The 13,995-nt window shown below is 71.2% G+C and carries 14 protein-coding genes; 8 read left to right on the top strand and 6 right to left on the bottom strand.

Annotated elements, in window-relative coordinates; all coding sequences use genetic code 11:
• From ABSF49_RS14675 to ABSF49_RS14660, 4 genes are all read right to left on the bottom strand, one after another.
• The coding region (locus ABSF49_RS14675) for a M16 family metallopeptidase (protein ID WP_424113401.1) at positions 1–251 on the bottom strand (251 nt) is incomplete at its 3' end.
• Entirely contained in the window at positions 248–1,651 is a 1,404-nt protein-coding gene (gene thrC, locus ABSF49_RS14670; RefSeq protein WP_424113400.1) for a threonine synthase, read from the bottom strand. The genes ABSF49_RS14675 and thrC, both read right to left, overlap by 4 nt.
• Positions 1,652–1,774: 123 nt before the next feature.
• Positions 1,775–2,776, bottom strand: a complete 1,002-nt coding sequence (gene hisG, locus ABSF49_RS14665) for an ATP phosphoribosyltransferase (RefSeq protein ID WP_424113399.1) — start codon at positions 2,774–2,776, stop codon at positions 1,775–1,777.
• A complete protein-coding gene (locus ABSF49_RS14660) occupies positions 2,773–3,939 on the bottom strand; it encodes an ATP phosphoribosyltransferase regulatory subunit (RefSeq protein WP_424113398.1) in 1,167 nt (388 codons plus the stop codon). Before ABSF49_RS14660 ends, hisG begins: the two co-directional genes overlap by 4 nt.
• A 179-nt stretch (positions 3,940–4,118) precedes the next feature.
• On the opposite strand from ABSF49_RS14660, the gene ABSF49_RS14655 reads away from it, so the two are divergent.
• Together ABSF49_RS14655 and ABSF49_RS14650 are read left to right on the top strand one after the other, a co-directional pair.
• Positions 4,119–6,419 (top strand): DUF3772 domain-containing protein, encoded by a 2,301-nt coding sequence (locus tag ABSF49_RS14655; protein WP_424113397.1) that lies wholly within the window; start codon positions 4,119–4,121, stop codon positions 6,417–6,419.
• Between the two features lie 42 nt (positions 6,420–6,461).
• Positions 6,462–7,628: an MFS transporter gene (locus tag ABSF49_RS14650; RefSeq protein WP_424113396.1), complete on the top strand. Its 1,167-nt coding sequence runs from the start codon at positions 6,462–6,464 to the stop codon at positions 7,626–7,628.
• Here the strand turns inward: ABSF49_RS14650 and fabI are convergent.
• Positions 7,618–8,457: an enoyl-ACP reductase FabI gene (gene fabI / locus ABSF49_RS14645; RefSeq protein WP_424113395.1), complete on the bottom strand. Its 840-nt coding sequence runs from the start codon at positions 8,455–8,457 to the stop codon at positions 7,618–7,620. The two genes, ABSF49_RS14650 and fabI, sit on opposite strands and share 11 nt — an antisense overlap.
• A gap of 213 nt (positions 8,458–8,670) precedes the next feature.
• On the opposite strand from fabI, the gene ABSF49_RS14640 reads away from it, so the two are divergent.
• Positions 8,671–9,186 carry a sigma factor-like helix-turn-helix DNA-binding protein gene (locus ABSF49_RS14640; protein ID WP_424113394.1) on the top strand — a complete coding sequence of 172 codons (516 nt, stop codon included), beginning with the start codon at positions 8,671–8,673 and terminating at the stop codon, positions 9,184–9,186.
• The gene (locus ABSF49_RS14635; RefSeq protein WP_424113393.1) at positions 9,183–10,034 is read left to right on the top strand and encodes an anti-sigma factor family protein; all 852 of its coding nucleotides are present in this window, start codon (positions 9,183–9,185) and stop codon (positions 10,032–10,034) included. Before ABSF49_RS14640 ends, ABSF49_RS14635 begins: the two co-directional genes overlap by 4 nt.
• Here the strand turns inward: ABSF49_RS14635 and ABSF49_RS14630 are convergent.
• On the bottom strand, positions 10,022–11,443 hold the full coding sequence (locus ABSF49_RS14630; RefSeq protein ID WP_424113392.1) for a leucyl aminopeptidase family protein: 1,422 nt from the start codon (positions 11,441–11,443) through the stop codon (positions 10,022–10,024). The genes ABSF49_RS14635 and ABSF49_RS14630 overlap by 13 nt on opposite strands.
• 101 nt (positions 11,444–11,544) lie before the next feature.
• On the opposite strand from ABSF49_RS14630, the gene ABSF49_RS14625 reads away from it, so the two are divergent.
• The 4 genes from ABSF49_RS14625 to ABSF49_RS14610 all read left to right on the top strand — a co-directional run.
• Entirely contained in the window at positions 11,545–12,456 is a 912-nt protein-coding gene (locus ABSF49_RS14625; protein ID WP_424113391.1) for a tetratricopeptide repeat protein, read from the top strand.
• A 49-nt stretch (positions 12,457–12,505) separates the two neighbouring features.
• Positions 12,506–13,294 (top strand): TSUP family transporter, encoded by a 789-nt coding sequence (locus tag ABSF49_RS14620; RefSeq protein WP_424113390.1) that lies wholly within the window; start codon positions 12,506–12,508, stop codon positions 13,292–13,294.
• A gap of 128 nt (positions 13,295–13,422) precedes the next feature.
• A complete protein-coding gene (gene rpsT, locus ABSF49_RS14615; protein ID WP_424113389.1) occupies positions 13,423–13,689 on the top strand; it encodes a 30S ribosomal protein S20 in 267 nt (88 codons plus the stop codon).
• A gap of 45 nt (positions 13,690–13,734) precedes the next feature.
• The coding region (locus ABSF49_RS14610) for a DUF3297 family protein (RefSeq protein ID WP_424113388.1) at positions 13,735–13,995 on the top strand (261 nt) is incomplete at its 3' end.

Here is a 13,995-nt window from a genome sequence, read left to right as displayed (position 1 = left end):
TGCTCGACGCTGGTCTCGGCGTTGAGGTCGCCGCCGACGTTCTCGATCGTCTCGGCGATCGCCCGCGCGTTGCGCTTGGCCGTGCCCTTGAACGCCATGTGCTCGAGCAGATGCGACAGCCCATGTTCGCCTTCGCTTTCATGGCGCGAACCGGCGGCGACGAACACGCCGAGCGAAGCGGTGCGCAAATCGCCGCTCGCGTCGCTGACGACGCGCAGGCCCGACGGCAAGGTCGTCAGCCGCACGCTCACGCCGCGACCCTCGCCCGCTCGCGGACGAATTTCGCCACCGCCGTCGGATCGTTGGGCAGGATGGCGAAGCGTTCGCGCCGCGATTGAATTTCAGCGAGATGGGGCGGCAATTGGGGACGGCGGCCGATGGCGCGTTCGACCGCCTCGGGGAATTTTGCCGGATGGGCGGTCGCCAGCGAGATCACCGGCGTCGCCGGATCGCGCGCCAGCGCCGCGCGCGCCGCGTGGACGCCGACCGCGCTGTGTGGATCGACGACGATTCCGCTGTCGCGATAGACGCGCGCCATCTCGTCGGCGCAAGCGTCTTCGTCGGTGCGTTCGGCGTCGAAATCGCGGCGGATCGCCGCCAGCGCCGGCGGCGCAATCGAGAATTCGCCCGCCTGCTTCAGCGCCCCCATCAGCGCGCGAACCGCGCTCGCGTCGCGGCCGTAGGCGTCGAACAGCAGCCGCTCGAAATTGGACGAGATCTGGATGTCCATCGACGGCGACTGGGTCGCCTTGACGCCGAGCGGCTTGTAGACGCCGGCGCCGAGCGTGCGGGCGAGGATGTCGTTCTCGTTGGTGGCGATCGTCAGGCGAGAGACCGGCAGGCCCATGGCCTTGGCGTAATAGCCGGCGAGCGCGTCGCCGAAATTGCCGGTCGGCACGGCGAAGGAGACGCGCCGGTCGGGCGCGCCGAGCGCCACCGCGCTGGTGAAGTAATAGACGATCTGGGCGAGGATGCGCGCCCAGTTGATCGAGTTGACGCCCGACAGGCCGAGCTCGTCGCGGAAGGCGAGATCGCTGAACAGCGTCTTGACGATCGCCTGGCAGTCGTCGAACGAGCCCTCGATCGCAATCGCATGAACATTTGGCTGGTCGACCGTCGTCATCTGCCGTCGCTGCACGTCGGAAACGCGGCCGTGCGGGAAGAGAATGAAGACGTCGGCGCGCGGCTGGCCGCCGAAGGCCTCGATCGCCGCCGCGCCGGTGTCGCCCGAAGTCGCCCCGAGGATCGTCGCGCGCCGGTCCCGCCGCTCCAGGGCGCGGCTCATCGCGCGCCCCAGCCATTGCATGGCGAAATCCTTGAAGGCGAGGGTCGGCCCGTGAAACAGTTCGAGCAGGAACAGGTTGGCGTCGATCTGGATCAGCGGCGCCGTCGCAACGTGGCGGAAGCCGGAATAGGCGTCGCGCGCCAGACCGGAGAGCTCGTCGGGCGCAAAATCCTCGCCGACGAACGGCGCGACCAGCCGGGTCGCCGCTTCGCAATAGGGCAGTCCGGCGAGGGCGCGGATCGCCGCCGGGGCGAGCGTCGTCAGGCGCTCCGGTACGTAGAGCCCCCCGTCGCGGGCGAGCCCGGCGAGCATCGCGTCGCAGAAATTGAGCCGCAGCGCTTCGCCGCGGGTGGAGAGGTAACGCACGGGTTCCGCATTCCTGAGGCCAGAGCCTGCGTCGTCTAGCGCATCTCGCGCCAAAGGTGAAACGAAGCTGCGGGCAGTGAGCGGACAATTGAGGCCAAAGGAAGACAGCGCCCGGCCGCCGCTTCAGCGGCCGATTCGCGCCTCCAACGCCTCATAGAGCGGGTTGCGGACGTCAAACACCTGCTCGAGCGCCACCACGCTGACCCTGACCGCCCCCTGGCCGAGCAGCCAGTCGGAAAGGTCGGCCGCCTTGGCGCGGGCGCAATGCAGGGCGACGAAGCCGTGCGGATCGGGCTCGTCGCCGAGCGCCGGCGTCGCGTCGAACAGCGAGCAGGCCTGCTCGACGATCAGGTGGACCGGGGTCGGCAGGCGCGCCCGGACCTCGCGCGATTTGCGCGCGTCCTCGGCCGCGGCGATGCGGGTGAGGATGGCGCGGGCGGCGGAGCGGGCGGCGGCGGACCAGGGCGCTTGCGGCGAGGCGACGAGCGTCGCCTGCGAGCGCAGGATCACGCCGTCCTCGAGCGTCTTCAGCGCGTTGGCGGCGAGCGTCGCGCCGGTGGTGGTGATGTCGACGATCAGCTCGGCGGCGCCGGCCGCCGGCGCGCCTTCAGTCGCCCCCAGGCTCTCGACGATGCGATAGTCGCTGACGCCGTGCTCGGCGAAGAAACGGCGCGTCAGGTTGACGTATTTGGTCGCCACCCGCATGCGCTCGCCGCGCCGCGCGCGATAGATCGCCGCGACGTCTTCGAGGTCGGCCATGGCGCGCACGTCGATCCACGCCTGCGGCGCGGCGACGACGACATTGGCGCGGCCGAAGCCGAGCGGCGCCAGCAGGACGAGGCGATTGTCGGCGTCGGCGACGTGCTCGCGCACCAGATCCTCGCCGGTGACGCCGAAATGGGCGGCGCCGGCGGCGAGCTGTCCGACGATCTCAGACGCCGAAAGAAAGGCGACCTCGACCCCCGGCAAGTCGGCGATGACGCCGCGGTAGTCGCGCGCGCCGCGACCCTGAACGAACTCGAGCCCGGCGCGGGCGAAAAATTGGCTGGCGTTCTCCTGCAGCCGCCCCTTGGACGGGACCGCAAGAACGAGCGGCGCTTCGGCCGCGGCGGCGGAGTCGGTCATGGACGCGCCTCCCGAGCCGGCAATCGCTCGATCCACACCGCAGCGCCGATCGCCGGCACGTCGGCCGCGGCCCCCAGCCGGCGGGCGAGGCCGTCGTAGCGGCCGCCGCCAACCGCCGGCCGCGCGGTCGGATCGGCGGCGTCGATCGCCTCGAAGACGAAGCCGGTGTAATAGTCGAGGTCGCGCACGAAGCCGGCCGCATAGCTGAACGTTTCGATCGGCAGGCCGCGCGCGGCGAGGAAGCCGATGCGCTGGTCGAAGCAATCGAGCGCCGCGCCGAGGTCGAGCTTCGCATCGTCGGCCAGCGCGCGCAGCTGCCGCGAGGCCGAATCGGGATCGGCGGCGATCGCCAGGAAGCGGCGGATCGCCTCCTGCTGCTCGCTTCCGACATGGGACTGCGAACGCTGGGCGGCCTGTTCGAGGAAGCGATCGGCGATCTCGCCAGCGCTGCGGCCGCCGACCGTCGCGATGCCGGCGATCGCCAGCAGGTCCTCGACCAGCGCCTTGGCGCCGGCGTGGTCGGCGCTCTCCAGCGCCGCCAGCACGCCCGATTGCGACAGCGCGCCCTGGCCGCCGCCGTTGGCGAGGATCGTCTCCAGCGCCCGCCCGCGCGCAAGGCCGCGGCGGATGCGGCGCAGCCAGACGTCGGGCAGGCGAAACGCGGAAAGGGCGCTGTCGAACAGTTTGGCGTCGCCGATCTTGACCTTCAGCGGCCCGGCGCCGGCGAGCTCAGCCGCTTCCAACGCCAACGCCAAGATCTCGGCGTCGGCCGCCTCGACGTCGGCGCGGCCGTAGCTCTCGAGGCCGGTCTGGAGCATTTCGCCGCTCTGGCCGGGGCGGGCGCGGAAGACCGGGCCGAGATAGGCGTATTGGGCCGGCTTTCCGGCCTCGGGCGAGGCGAGATAGGCCAGGCACACCGGCGCGGTATAGTCCGGCCGCAGGCACAACTCGACCCCAGACGCGTCGCTGACGAGATAGAGGCGGCCGCGGATGTCCTCGCCCGACATGTCGAGGAAGACCGAGGCCGGCTGCAGCACCGGCGGCTCGAGCCGGGCGAAGCCGGCGGCGAGGAAATGGTCGAGCGCGCGCGCTCCGGCCAGCAAGGCGGCGGCGCCGGGCGGGGCGGGGCTGTCCGGCGCGGCGACAGGCGGCGTCGAATTCACGGCAATTTCCTCGTATTCGCAATTTCCTTTAACAAAGCCCGGACGCCGGCGCAGCCATTTTCCCGCTCCAAGGTGAACGGTTCGCGTTAAAGCGCCGCTTCGGGCGGTTGCGGCCACAGCGAGGCCATGGTCCTTTGTCACTCGGACGCCGCCATCGCCGAATCACCGTCGAGGTTCGTTTGTCCGTCCTTCGCGCCCTTCGCGCCCTCCGCCTGCTGCTTGTGGTCGTGCTCGTCGCGTCCAGCCCGGCCCGCGCCGCCGGCGACGACACGACGCGCCAAACCCTCGATTCGGCGCGTTCGACCATCGCCGACGTCGAAGCGGCGTTGAAGGCGGACAACCTCTCCGATTCCGATCTCGTGCGTCTGCGCGCCGCCAACGACCCGCTCGCCGTCGGGCTGCAGGCGGTCATCGTCGATCTGTCGCCACGGCTCGAAGCCTCGGCCAAACGGCTCGCCGAGCTGACGCCGAAGTCGAAGGAGCCGGCCGTCGCCGATTCGGCGAGCCCCGAGCTCGCCGCCGAGAAGCAGAAGCACGATGCGCTCGACGCCGATCTGCGCTCGGCGAAGGCGATGCTGCTGCAAATCGACGACATCAACGCGCGCATCGGCGCCGAGCGACGCGACCTGTTCACCCACGAGACCTTCGCGCGATCGTCGAGCGTCGTGAGCCCGCTGTTGTGGATCGATCTGGCGCGCGAGGCGCCGGACGACGCGAGCGCGCTGGCGGCGCGGTTCGGCGACTGGCTGCGCAGCCTGTCCGCCCGCCTCAGCCTGTCGCAGGGGCTCGGCTTCCTCGCCGTGATGCTGGCGATCGTCGCGCTCGCGGCGCCGCTCAACTGGATCACCCGTCGGGTCATCGCCCGCGATCCCGACGCCGGCGCTCCAGACCGCTTCCGCCGCGCGCTCGGCGCCGCGTGGTCGGCTGTGGTGCTCGCCGCCGCGCCTCTGGCCGCGCTCGGCGTCTTCGCCTACGCGCTCGACGTCTTCGACATTTCCGACCCTCGCGCACAGGGCGCGCTCTACGCCGTCCTCGACGGGCTTCGGCTGCTGGCGATCGCCAACGCGCTCGCGCACGGGCTGCTGGCCCCCGGCCGCGCCAATTGGCGGCTCGTCAACCTGAGCGACGGCTCCGCCGCGCTGATCGAGCGGCTGTGGCTCGGCGTCGCGGCGATCCTCGCCGTCGAGCGGCTGCTGGAGCCGGCGGTCGACGCGCTCGGCTCGCTCAACATCGCCGTCGCCGGCCGCGCGGTCGGCGCGACGCTCGCCGCGCTGTTCCTCGCCGCGACGCTCAGGCGGCTGGCGGCCGGGGCGGGCGAGACCGCGCGACCCGCCTGGGCGGCGGCGCGCGCCGCTTTCGCCTGGGCGCTGGCGGGAGTGACCATCGGCGCGACGCTGACCGGCTACGTCGCCTTCGCCACCTACGTCGTCCAGCAGACGATGGAGCTGACGATGATCGTCGCCACGCTCTTCATCGTCGACGCCGTGCTGCAGGAGGGCGCGGAGGCGCTGCTGAAGCCCGCCGCGCCCGTCGGCCGCGGCCTCACCGCAGCGATCGGCCTCAGGCGCGACGCGCTCGACCAGATCGTCGTGCTGGTCCAGGGCTTCGCCCGGCTGACCATCGTCGTCGGCGGGACGATGATCGTGCTCGGCCGCTGGAGCGTGTCGCAGGATTTCGCCTCGTCCCTGCGCGCCGCCTATTTCGGCATCAGGATCGGCGGCGTGAGTTTGTCGGTGTCGTCGCTGCTCGTCGCCGGCGCGGCTTTGGCGATCGGCATGGCGGCGACCCGCGCGCTGCAGAACTGGCTGTCGTCGCGCTACCTGCCGCGCACCCGGCTCGACGCCGGCGTCAGCAACTCGATCCGCACCATCGTCGGCTATGTCGGCGTGCTCGCCGCGCTGGCGGTGAGCGGCGCTCAACTCGGCCTCGACTACCAGAAGCTGGCGATCGTCGCCGGCGCGCTGTCGGTCGGCATCGGCTTCGGCTTGCAGTCGATCGCCAACAATTTCGTTTCCGGCCTGATCCTGTTGTGGGAGCGCGGCATCAGGGTCGGCGACTGGGTGGTGGTCGGCGCCGAACAGGGCTTCGTCAGGCGCATCAATGCGCGCGCCACCGAGATCGAGACCTTCGATCGCGGCACGCTGATCGTGCCCAATGCGACTCTGGTCGGCGGCCCGGTGAAGAACTGGATGCACGCCGACCGCACCGGCCGCATCGTCGTGGCGGTCAACGTCGCCTACGAGAGCGACGTCGAGACGGCGCGCGAGATCCTCATCGCCGCCGCCAAGGCGCAGGATTCGGTGCTGGCGATTCCGGCCCCGCTGGTGCTATTCAGCGCGTTCGGCGACTGGGCGCTGAAATTCGAGCTCGTCTGCTACGTCGACGACATCGTGATGGCGGAAAGGGTGCGCAGCGAGATGAATTTCGACATTCTGCGCCGCATGCGCGAGGCGGGCCTTCGCATTCCCTATCCCAAGTGATCCGCCGCGCCGGCCGCCGGCGCGCCAACCGATTGCCCGCTCGTGAACGCCCTTTCCTCCATCGCCGCGCTGCTCCTTTCCGTGCTGCTGCTGCTCGCCGGCAACGCGATGATCGGCGTGTTGACGCCGCTGAGAGCGAGTTTGATCGGCTTCTCCGATCTGAAGATCGGTCTGCTCGGCTCGGTCTATTTCGCCGGGATGCTGGCCGGCACGCTGGCGGCGCCGGCGATCGTCCGCCGCGTCGGCCATATCCGCGCCTTCTCGGTCTTCGTCGCCGTGGCGATCGTCGCCGCGATCATGATGCCGGGATGGGAGCGGCCGGCGGCGTGGATGCTCTGCCGCGGCGCGCTCGGCTTCGTCTTCGCCGGCATCTACGCGGTGATCGAATCGTGGATCAACGCCAAGGCCGACAACGCCAGCCGCGGCGCGCTTTACGGCGTCTACCAGATCGTCACCTTCGCCGCCTCGGCCGGCGGGCAGCTCGCCCTGCGCGGCTTTGCGCCGGATTCGTTCCTGCCCTTCAGCGTCGCCGGCGCCTTGCTGGCGCTGGGGATCGTGCCGTTGGCGATGACCAGCGTCGACCCGCCCGTCGCGCCGAAGTCGATCCGCCTGCGGCTGCCGTGGCTGATCCGCCTGGCGCCGGTCTCGGCGCTGGGGGCCTTGGTCGCGGGCGTCGCCAACGGCGCCCTGTTCGCGCTCGGGCCGGTCTATGCGCTGCAGATCGGCGTCGACCCCTCGGGGGTGCCGCTGTTCACCGCGGCGATCGTCGCCGGCTCGGCGCTCGGCGTCTACCCGGCCGGGCGGATTTCCGATCAGATGGACCGGCGGGCGGTGATGGTCGCGACGATGACCGCCAGCGTGGCGGTCGAGATCGCGCTGGCGTCGTTTCGTTTCTCCGGCGCGCCGCTGATCACGATGGGGTTCCTGGTCGGCCTGACGACCTACACGCTCTATACGCTCGCCATCTCGCACGCCAACGACCGCGCCAAGCCGCAAGACATGGTGGCGGTCTCGGCCGGCGTGCTGTTCATCTATTGCGTCGGCGCGATCGTCTCGCCGTTGCTCGCCTCGCTGCTGATGCGCCAGTACGGGCCGGCGGCGCTGTTCGTCCAGGCGTCGCTGGTCCACGCGATCATGGCCGGCTTCGCGCTGTGGCGGCTGCTGGCGGAACCGAATAAGCCGCGCGCGCCCGCAGCGGCTATTCCTTGACGATCGAGATGTCCGGCGCGGCCGGGTTCTTCATCCCGACCACATGGTAGCCGGCGTCGACGTGGAGGATCTCGCCGGTGACGCCGCGCGACATCGGCGACAGCAGATAGACCGCGGTGTCGCCGACTTCCTCGGCCGTCACGCTGCGGCGCAGCGGCGCGTTGAGCTCGTTCCAGCGCAGGATGTAGCGGAAGTCGCCGATCCCCGATGCGGCGAGCGTCTTGATCGGCCCGGCGGAAATCGCGTTGACGCGGATCGCCTTCTCGCCGAGGTCGGCGGCGAGATAGCGCACGCTCGCCTCCAGCGCCGCCTTGGCGACGCCCATGACGTTGTAGTGCGGCATCCATTTCTCGGCGCCGTAATAGGTCAGCGTCAGCAGCGAGCCGCCGTTGGTCATCAGCTTCTCCGCCCGCTGCGCCAGCGCAGTGAACGAATAGCAGGAGATCGCCAGCGACTTGTTGAAATTGGCTTCGGTGGTGTCGACGTAGCGGCCGGTCAATTCGTCCTTGTCGGCGAAGGCGATGCAATGGACGACGAAGTCGAGCCCGCCCCACAGCTTGCTCGCCTCGGCGAAGACCGCGTCGATCGTCTCGCCGTCGGTGACGTCGCAATGGCCGAGCACCGGCGCGCCGAGCTCCTGGGCGAGCGGGCGGACCCGCTTCTCCAGCGCCTCGCCCTGATAGGTGAGTGCGACCTCGGCCCCGGCGGCGCGGACCGCCTTGGCGATTCCCCAGGCGATTGAGCGGCTATTGGCGACGCCGAAGACGATCCCCCTCAACCCGCGCATGACGCCTTCCCCCGAACCGGCTTGGCCATGCTGCTTCGTCATCGACACCTCGCCTATCCCCACGTTTCCCGCCTCGTTTTTGGGCGCCGAGGCGCACTCCCATAGCGTTGGCGGCGGCGGGAGGGAAGAGGCGCGGGCCGCCCCGCCGCGTCACAAAATATGTGAAATCGCACACATTGACCCTTGGAAGCGACAGGCCTTCGGCATAGGATTGTTAATCTTAACCGAAGATTACGGTTCAAGCTGGTGTCCTCGGTGCGCGAATGGTCTGACGACGCGGGCGCGTTGCGGCGATTCGGCCTCGCCCTCGTGCGCGACGATCGTTTCGTCTTCGACGACGTCGCCGCCAGCGCCCTGATCGACAAGTTGTTCCGCCAAGCCTCGTTGACCCTGGTCGATTGCCCCGGCAAGGATCGCCGCGCGGCGCGCGTGCGCGCCTTCGCCCAATTCATCCGCCTCTATCGCCGCCACGCGCGACGGCTCGCCGTCGACGAAGACGGCGGCTGGATCGAAACGCCGCCGAGCTGTCGCGGCGGCGGCTCGGCGGCGGTCGGCGTCCGCAGCCTGCCGCTCGAATTGCGCGAGGCGCTGCTGCTGGTCGTGCTCGCCGGCTTCACCCATCGCGAAGCCGCCGCGGCGCTCGACCTGCCGCTCGCCATCGTGGTCGACCGACTGACGCGCGCCCGGGCGCGACTTGCCGCCCACATGGCCTCGGCGCGCGAGGCGGTCGCCGCGTGGCCGCAAAGCGCCCATCTCCGAATCGTCAAATGACGGGCCGCATCGATCCCGCCGAGACGTTGGCCTATGTCGACGATTGCCTCGACCCGCAGGCGCGCGGGGATTTCGAGGCGCGGCTGCAGGCCGACCCCGAACTGCGCCGCGAGGTGGCGCGGTGGGAAGCCCAGAACCGCGCCATTCGCGCCGCCTTCGGCGCGCCGCCGCGCAGCGCCCTCGATCTCGGCGGCGCCTCCAATGAGAACGGCGCGCGCCGCGCCGGCGAAGCGGCGGGAGCCATCGACGGCGCGGCGCGACCGTTCGGCCAAGCGCGGAAGCGGCGCGCGGCGGCGCGTCCGATCGCCAAGCCTCGCCACGCCGGACCGGGACCGATCGCCCGTCGCCTCGCCGGCGCCGTGGCGCTCGCGGCGGCGATTGTCTGGGTCGGCCTGCCTTCGCTCGGACCGCGGCCGTCGAGCGCGCTGGTCGCGGCCGGCGCGTCGGCCGCGCGGGCGCTCGCCGACCTGCCGGTCGAATTCGCCGCCGGCGATCCGTCGGCGCTGGTCGCGCGCCTGGGTCCGCGCCTGGCTCTGGCGCCGCCGCTGGCGCCGGGCCTGCGGCTGGTCGGCGCCCGCCTCGCCCCCGGTTCGCAGGCGACCGCGACGCTCTACCTCTACGAGAATGCGCGCGGCGAGCGCGTCGCGCTGATGGTCGAGCCGCTCGACGAGACCATCGCGGCGCCGGCGCGGCGCAGCGAAGCCGACGGCCTCAGCGTCGCCGCCTGGACCGGCGCGGGCTACGGTTTCGTCGCCGCCGCCGCCGAGGACGCCGACGTCGCGGCGCTGGTCGCCGCGGCCGGGGCCGAAGACGATTCCCTGGCCGACGCCGGCGCTCAGCGCCGGTAGCGCGCTTCCAGCAGCGCGAAGACGGCGCGCGCCGCCTGCACCTCGCCGCCCTGCGGCGCGTGAGCGCGCGGCTTGGGGTTCCAGGCGTAGATGTCGAAATGCGCCCACGCCTTGGCCGCGACGACGAAGCGCGCGAGGAACAGCGCCGCCGCCACCGAGCCGGCGAAGCCGCCGCTGCCCGAATTGTCGAGATCGGCGATCGGGCTCTCGAGCATCGTCTCGTAGGGCCGCCACAGCGGCATGCGCCACAGCGGATCGGCGACGCGCGCCGCAGCGGCGGCGATCTCCGCCGCAAGGCCTTCGTCGTCGGTGTAATAAGGCGGCAGATCGGGGCCGAGCGCGACCCGCGCCGCGCCGGTCAGCGTGGCGAAATCGAAGACCAGCTCCGGCGCCTCCTCGTCGGCGAGCGCGAGCGCGTCGGCGAGAATGAGCCGCCCTTCGGCGTCGGTGTTGCCGATTTCGACGCTGAGCCCCTTGCGGCTGGTGAAAACGTCGCCGGGGCGCATCGCCGCGGCGGAGATCGCGTTCTCGACGATCGGGACCAGCACGCGCAGGCGGACGTCGAGCCTCGTCCCCATGACGAGCCGCGCCAGCGCCAGCGCCGCGGCCGCGCCGCCCATGTCCTTCTTCATCAGGCCCATCCCGCTCGACGGCTTGATGTCGAGGCCGCCGCTGTCGAAGGCGACGCCCTTGCCGACCAGCGTCACCTTCGGCGCGTCCTCGCGCCCCCAGCGGATGTCGACGAGACGCGGCGCTTCCGCCGCGGCCCTGCCGACAGCGTGGATGAGCGGCAGATTGCGTTCGATGAGATCGTCGCCGCGCGTCGCTTCGAACGCCGCGCCGAATTCTTCGGCGAGCTTGCGCGCCGCGCGTTCGAGCGCCGCCGGGCCGAGATCGTTGGCGGGCGTGTTGACGAGGTCGCGGCCGAACGCCACGGCGCGGGCGATCGCCTCGAGCCGCGGCGCGTCGATTCCGTCGGGCGCGACCAGCCGCGGGCGCTCGGCGGGGTCGGCGCGGTAACGGTCGAAGCGGTAGAGGCCGAGCAGGAACGCCAGCGCCGCCAACTCCGGCTCGTGCGGCGCGTTGGCGAAGCGATAGGCGCCCGCCGGCAATGCCGTGGCGAGGCGGCCGGCGGCGAACGGATCGCGGCCCTTGGCGTCCTTCTCGGCGAGGCCGAACAGCGCGCCGGCGAGGCCGCCGTCGGCGCCGGGCAGCAGTTGCAGCCGCCCCGGCTTCGGCTCGAAGCCGCAGGCGGCGGCGTAGCGCGTCGCCGCCGGGCCGATCGCCGTCTGGATCGCCGGCCAACTTTCGGGGGTGACGAACCAGACCGGAACGGCGTTCGAATCGGGCGAGGCGAAGGAAAGCGGCAAAGCGAGCGGACCTTGGTTGCGAGGGACGGCGGCGATCATAGCGGGGCGAAGCGCGCGCGCCGAGTCCTTGGTTGAAGTCGTTAACCATCCGTTAGCGTTAACGATTTATTGCTGACGAGGCCGCCAGCGATGGGCCCCCCATGTCATTCCGCAGCGAATTCTCGTTTTCTTCCAGCCGCCTCGCCGCAGTTGCGCTCGTCGCGCTGCTGATCGGCGCCGCGCCGCTCGCCGGCTGCCAGGGTCTCGGCGGCGTCGACGGTTCGATCGCCTCGATCCACCAGCCGCTGCCGACCGACGAAGCGGGTCTGCGGGCTTACGCCGCCGACTGGGGCAAGCGCTACGACGCCAGTCCAGGCGAGAAGGTCGCCTCGATCAACTACGCCCGCGCGCTGCGCGCGCTGACCCGCTATGACGAAGCGGCGGCGGTGATGCAGGCGGCGGCGGTCAAGGCGCCGCACGACTTCGAAGTCCTCGGCGCCTACGGCAAGGCGCTCGCCGACGACGGCCAGTTCGCTCAGGCCAAGGAAGTGCTGGCGAGTTCCTATACGCCTGAGCGGCCGGACTGGACGATCATGTCGGTGCAGGGTTCGGTCTCCGACCGGCTCGGCGACCACGAGGGCGCGCAGAAATTCTATAGCGACGCGCTGAAAATCGCGCCCGGCGAGCCGAGCGTGCTCTCCAATCTCGGCCTCTCCTACGCCCTGACCAAGCAATTGCCCGAGGCCGAGGCGGCGTTGCGCCAGGCGTGCGCCAGCCCGCGCGCCGACGCGCGCGTGCGGCAGAATCTCGCGCTGGTGCTGGCGCTCGAAGCCAAGTTCGCCGAGGCCGAAGATATCAGCCGGCAGGACATGACGGAGCAGGCGGCGAGCGCCAATGTCGCCGCGATCAAGCAGATGATCGCGCAGAACGATTCCTGGCGCGATCTGCAGAACGGCGCCGCGAAGCCGAAGCGCGGCAAGTCTGCGACGCCGCTCGCCGCGCCCGGCCTCTCGCCGATCCCCGCCGCCGCGGCGCCCGGCGCGCCGCTTGCGCTCGGCGCGCCGCAAGGCTAGGCGCTCAGGCAGGCGGGGCGTCGCGCTCCGCCCCCGATCGGCCCGACCTTTGACCCTTTCCCTTCTCGCGCTGCTGGCGGCGGCCGGCTTCGTCTCCGGCTTCGTCGACGCCATCGCCGGCGGCGGCGGCCTCATCACCCTGCCGGCGCTGGCGCTCGCCGGCCTCGACCCGGTGGCGGCGGTGGCGACCAACAAGCTCGGCGCCGTGTTCGGCTCCGGCTCTTCGACGCTCGCGTTTCACCGCGCCGGCAAGATCGACGCGCGGACCATGGCCGCTCCCGCCTTCGCCGCGCTGGTCGGCTCGGCGTTCGGCGCGCTCGCCCTGCCCTACGCCCCGCGCCAGGCGCTCGTCGATGCGCTGCCGTTCGTGCTGATCGCCGTCGCGCTTTATTTCGCCTTCGCCCCGCCGCTCGATGAATCCCTGCGCCGCGCCCGCATCGGTCCGCGCCTCTACGCGCTGACGCTCGCCCCGGCGATCGGCTTCTATGACGGCGTGTTCGGCCCCGGCGCCGGCTCGTTCTACATGATCGCGCTGCTGACGCTCGCCGGCTGCGGCCTGATCGCGGCGATGGCGGGCGCGCGCATCGCCAATTTCGGCTCCAACCTCGGCTCCCTCGCCGTCTACGCCTTCGGCGGCCATATCCTCGTCGCCCCTGGCCTGGCGGTCGGGCTCGGCGCCTTCCTCGGCGCGCGGCTCGGCGCCGGCTCGGCGCTGAAGGCCGGCGCGCGGCTGGTCCGGCCGCTGATCGTCGTCGTCAGCGTCGCGATGGCGCTGAAGCTCGCCAGCGCGCCGGGAGCGCCCTTGCGCGCGTGGCTGAGCATGCTGTTCGCCGGTTGACGGCGCGCTCGACCTCCGCTTATAAGCGCGGCGAAAGCGGCTGGGCGTCGATCCGGCCGCGATTGTATTTCAGGCGGCGGCGCGCGGTTCTTTGAGCGAGCCCGGCCGCAGCGAAGGAAGCTGGATTCATGGCCAACACCAAGTCGGCGCAGAAAGCCGTCCGCAAGATCGCCCGCCGCACTGCGGTCAACAAGAGCCGCCGCAGCCAGATGCGCACCTCCGTGCGCAAGGTCGAAGAGGCGCTCGAGGCCAAGGACGCCGCCGCCGCCGCCGAGGCTTTTCGCGCCGCCGAGCCGCTGCTCGCCCGCTCCGGTCAGAAGGGCCTGGTTCACAAGAACGCCGCGTCGCGCAAGATTTCGCGCCTCGCCAAGCGCGTCAAAGCCCTCGCCGTCTGAGCCGCGCCTGCGGCGCCTGAGCCGCCGCTTCGCCAGGGGCCGACGATGGCTGACGAGCCGCTCGACCAACCGCCCGACCGACTCTGCATCGACCCCGCGAGCCCGTTCTACAACGAGGCCGCGCTCGAGCGCGGCGTCGGCGTGCGCTTCAAGGGCCGCGAGCGCGACGATGTCGAGGAATATTGCGTCAGCGAGGGCTGGATCCGCGCCCCCGTCGGCAAGACGCGCGACCGCAAGGGCAACCTGCTGACGATCCGCTTCACCGGCCCGGTCGAGCCGTATTATCTGACGCCGAGCAACGTCTCG

Origin of the sequence: Roseiarcus sp. (assembly GCF_049514155.1) — a bacterium.
GTDB lineage: Bacteria > Pseudomonadota > Alphaproteobacteria > Rhizobiales > Beijerinckiaceae > Roseiarcus.
Note: the sequence above shows the minus strand (reverse complement) of the source record. Positions and strands in the feature narration are given on the sequence as shown.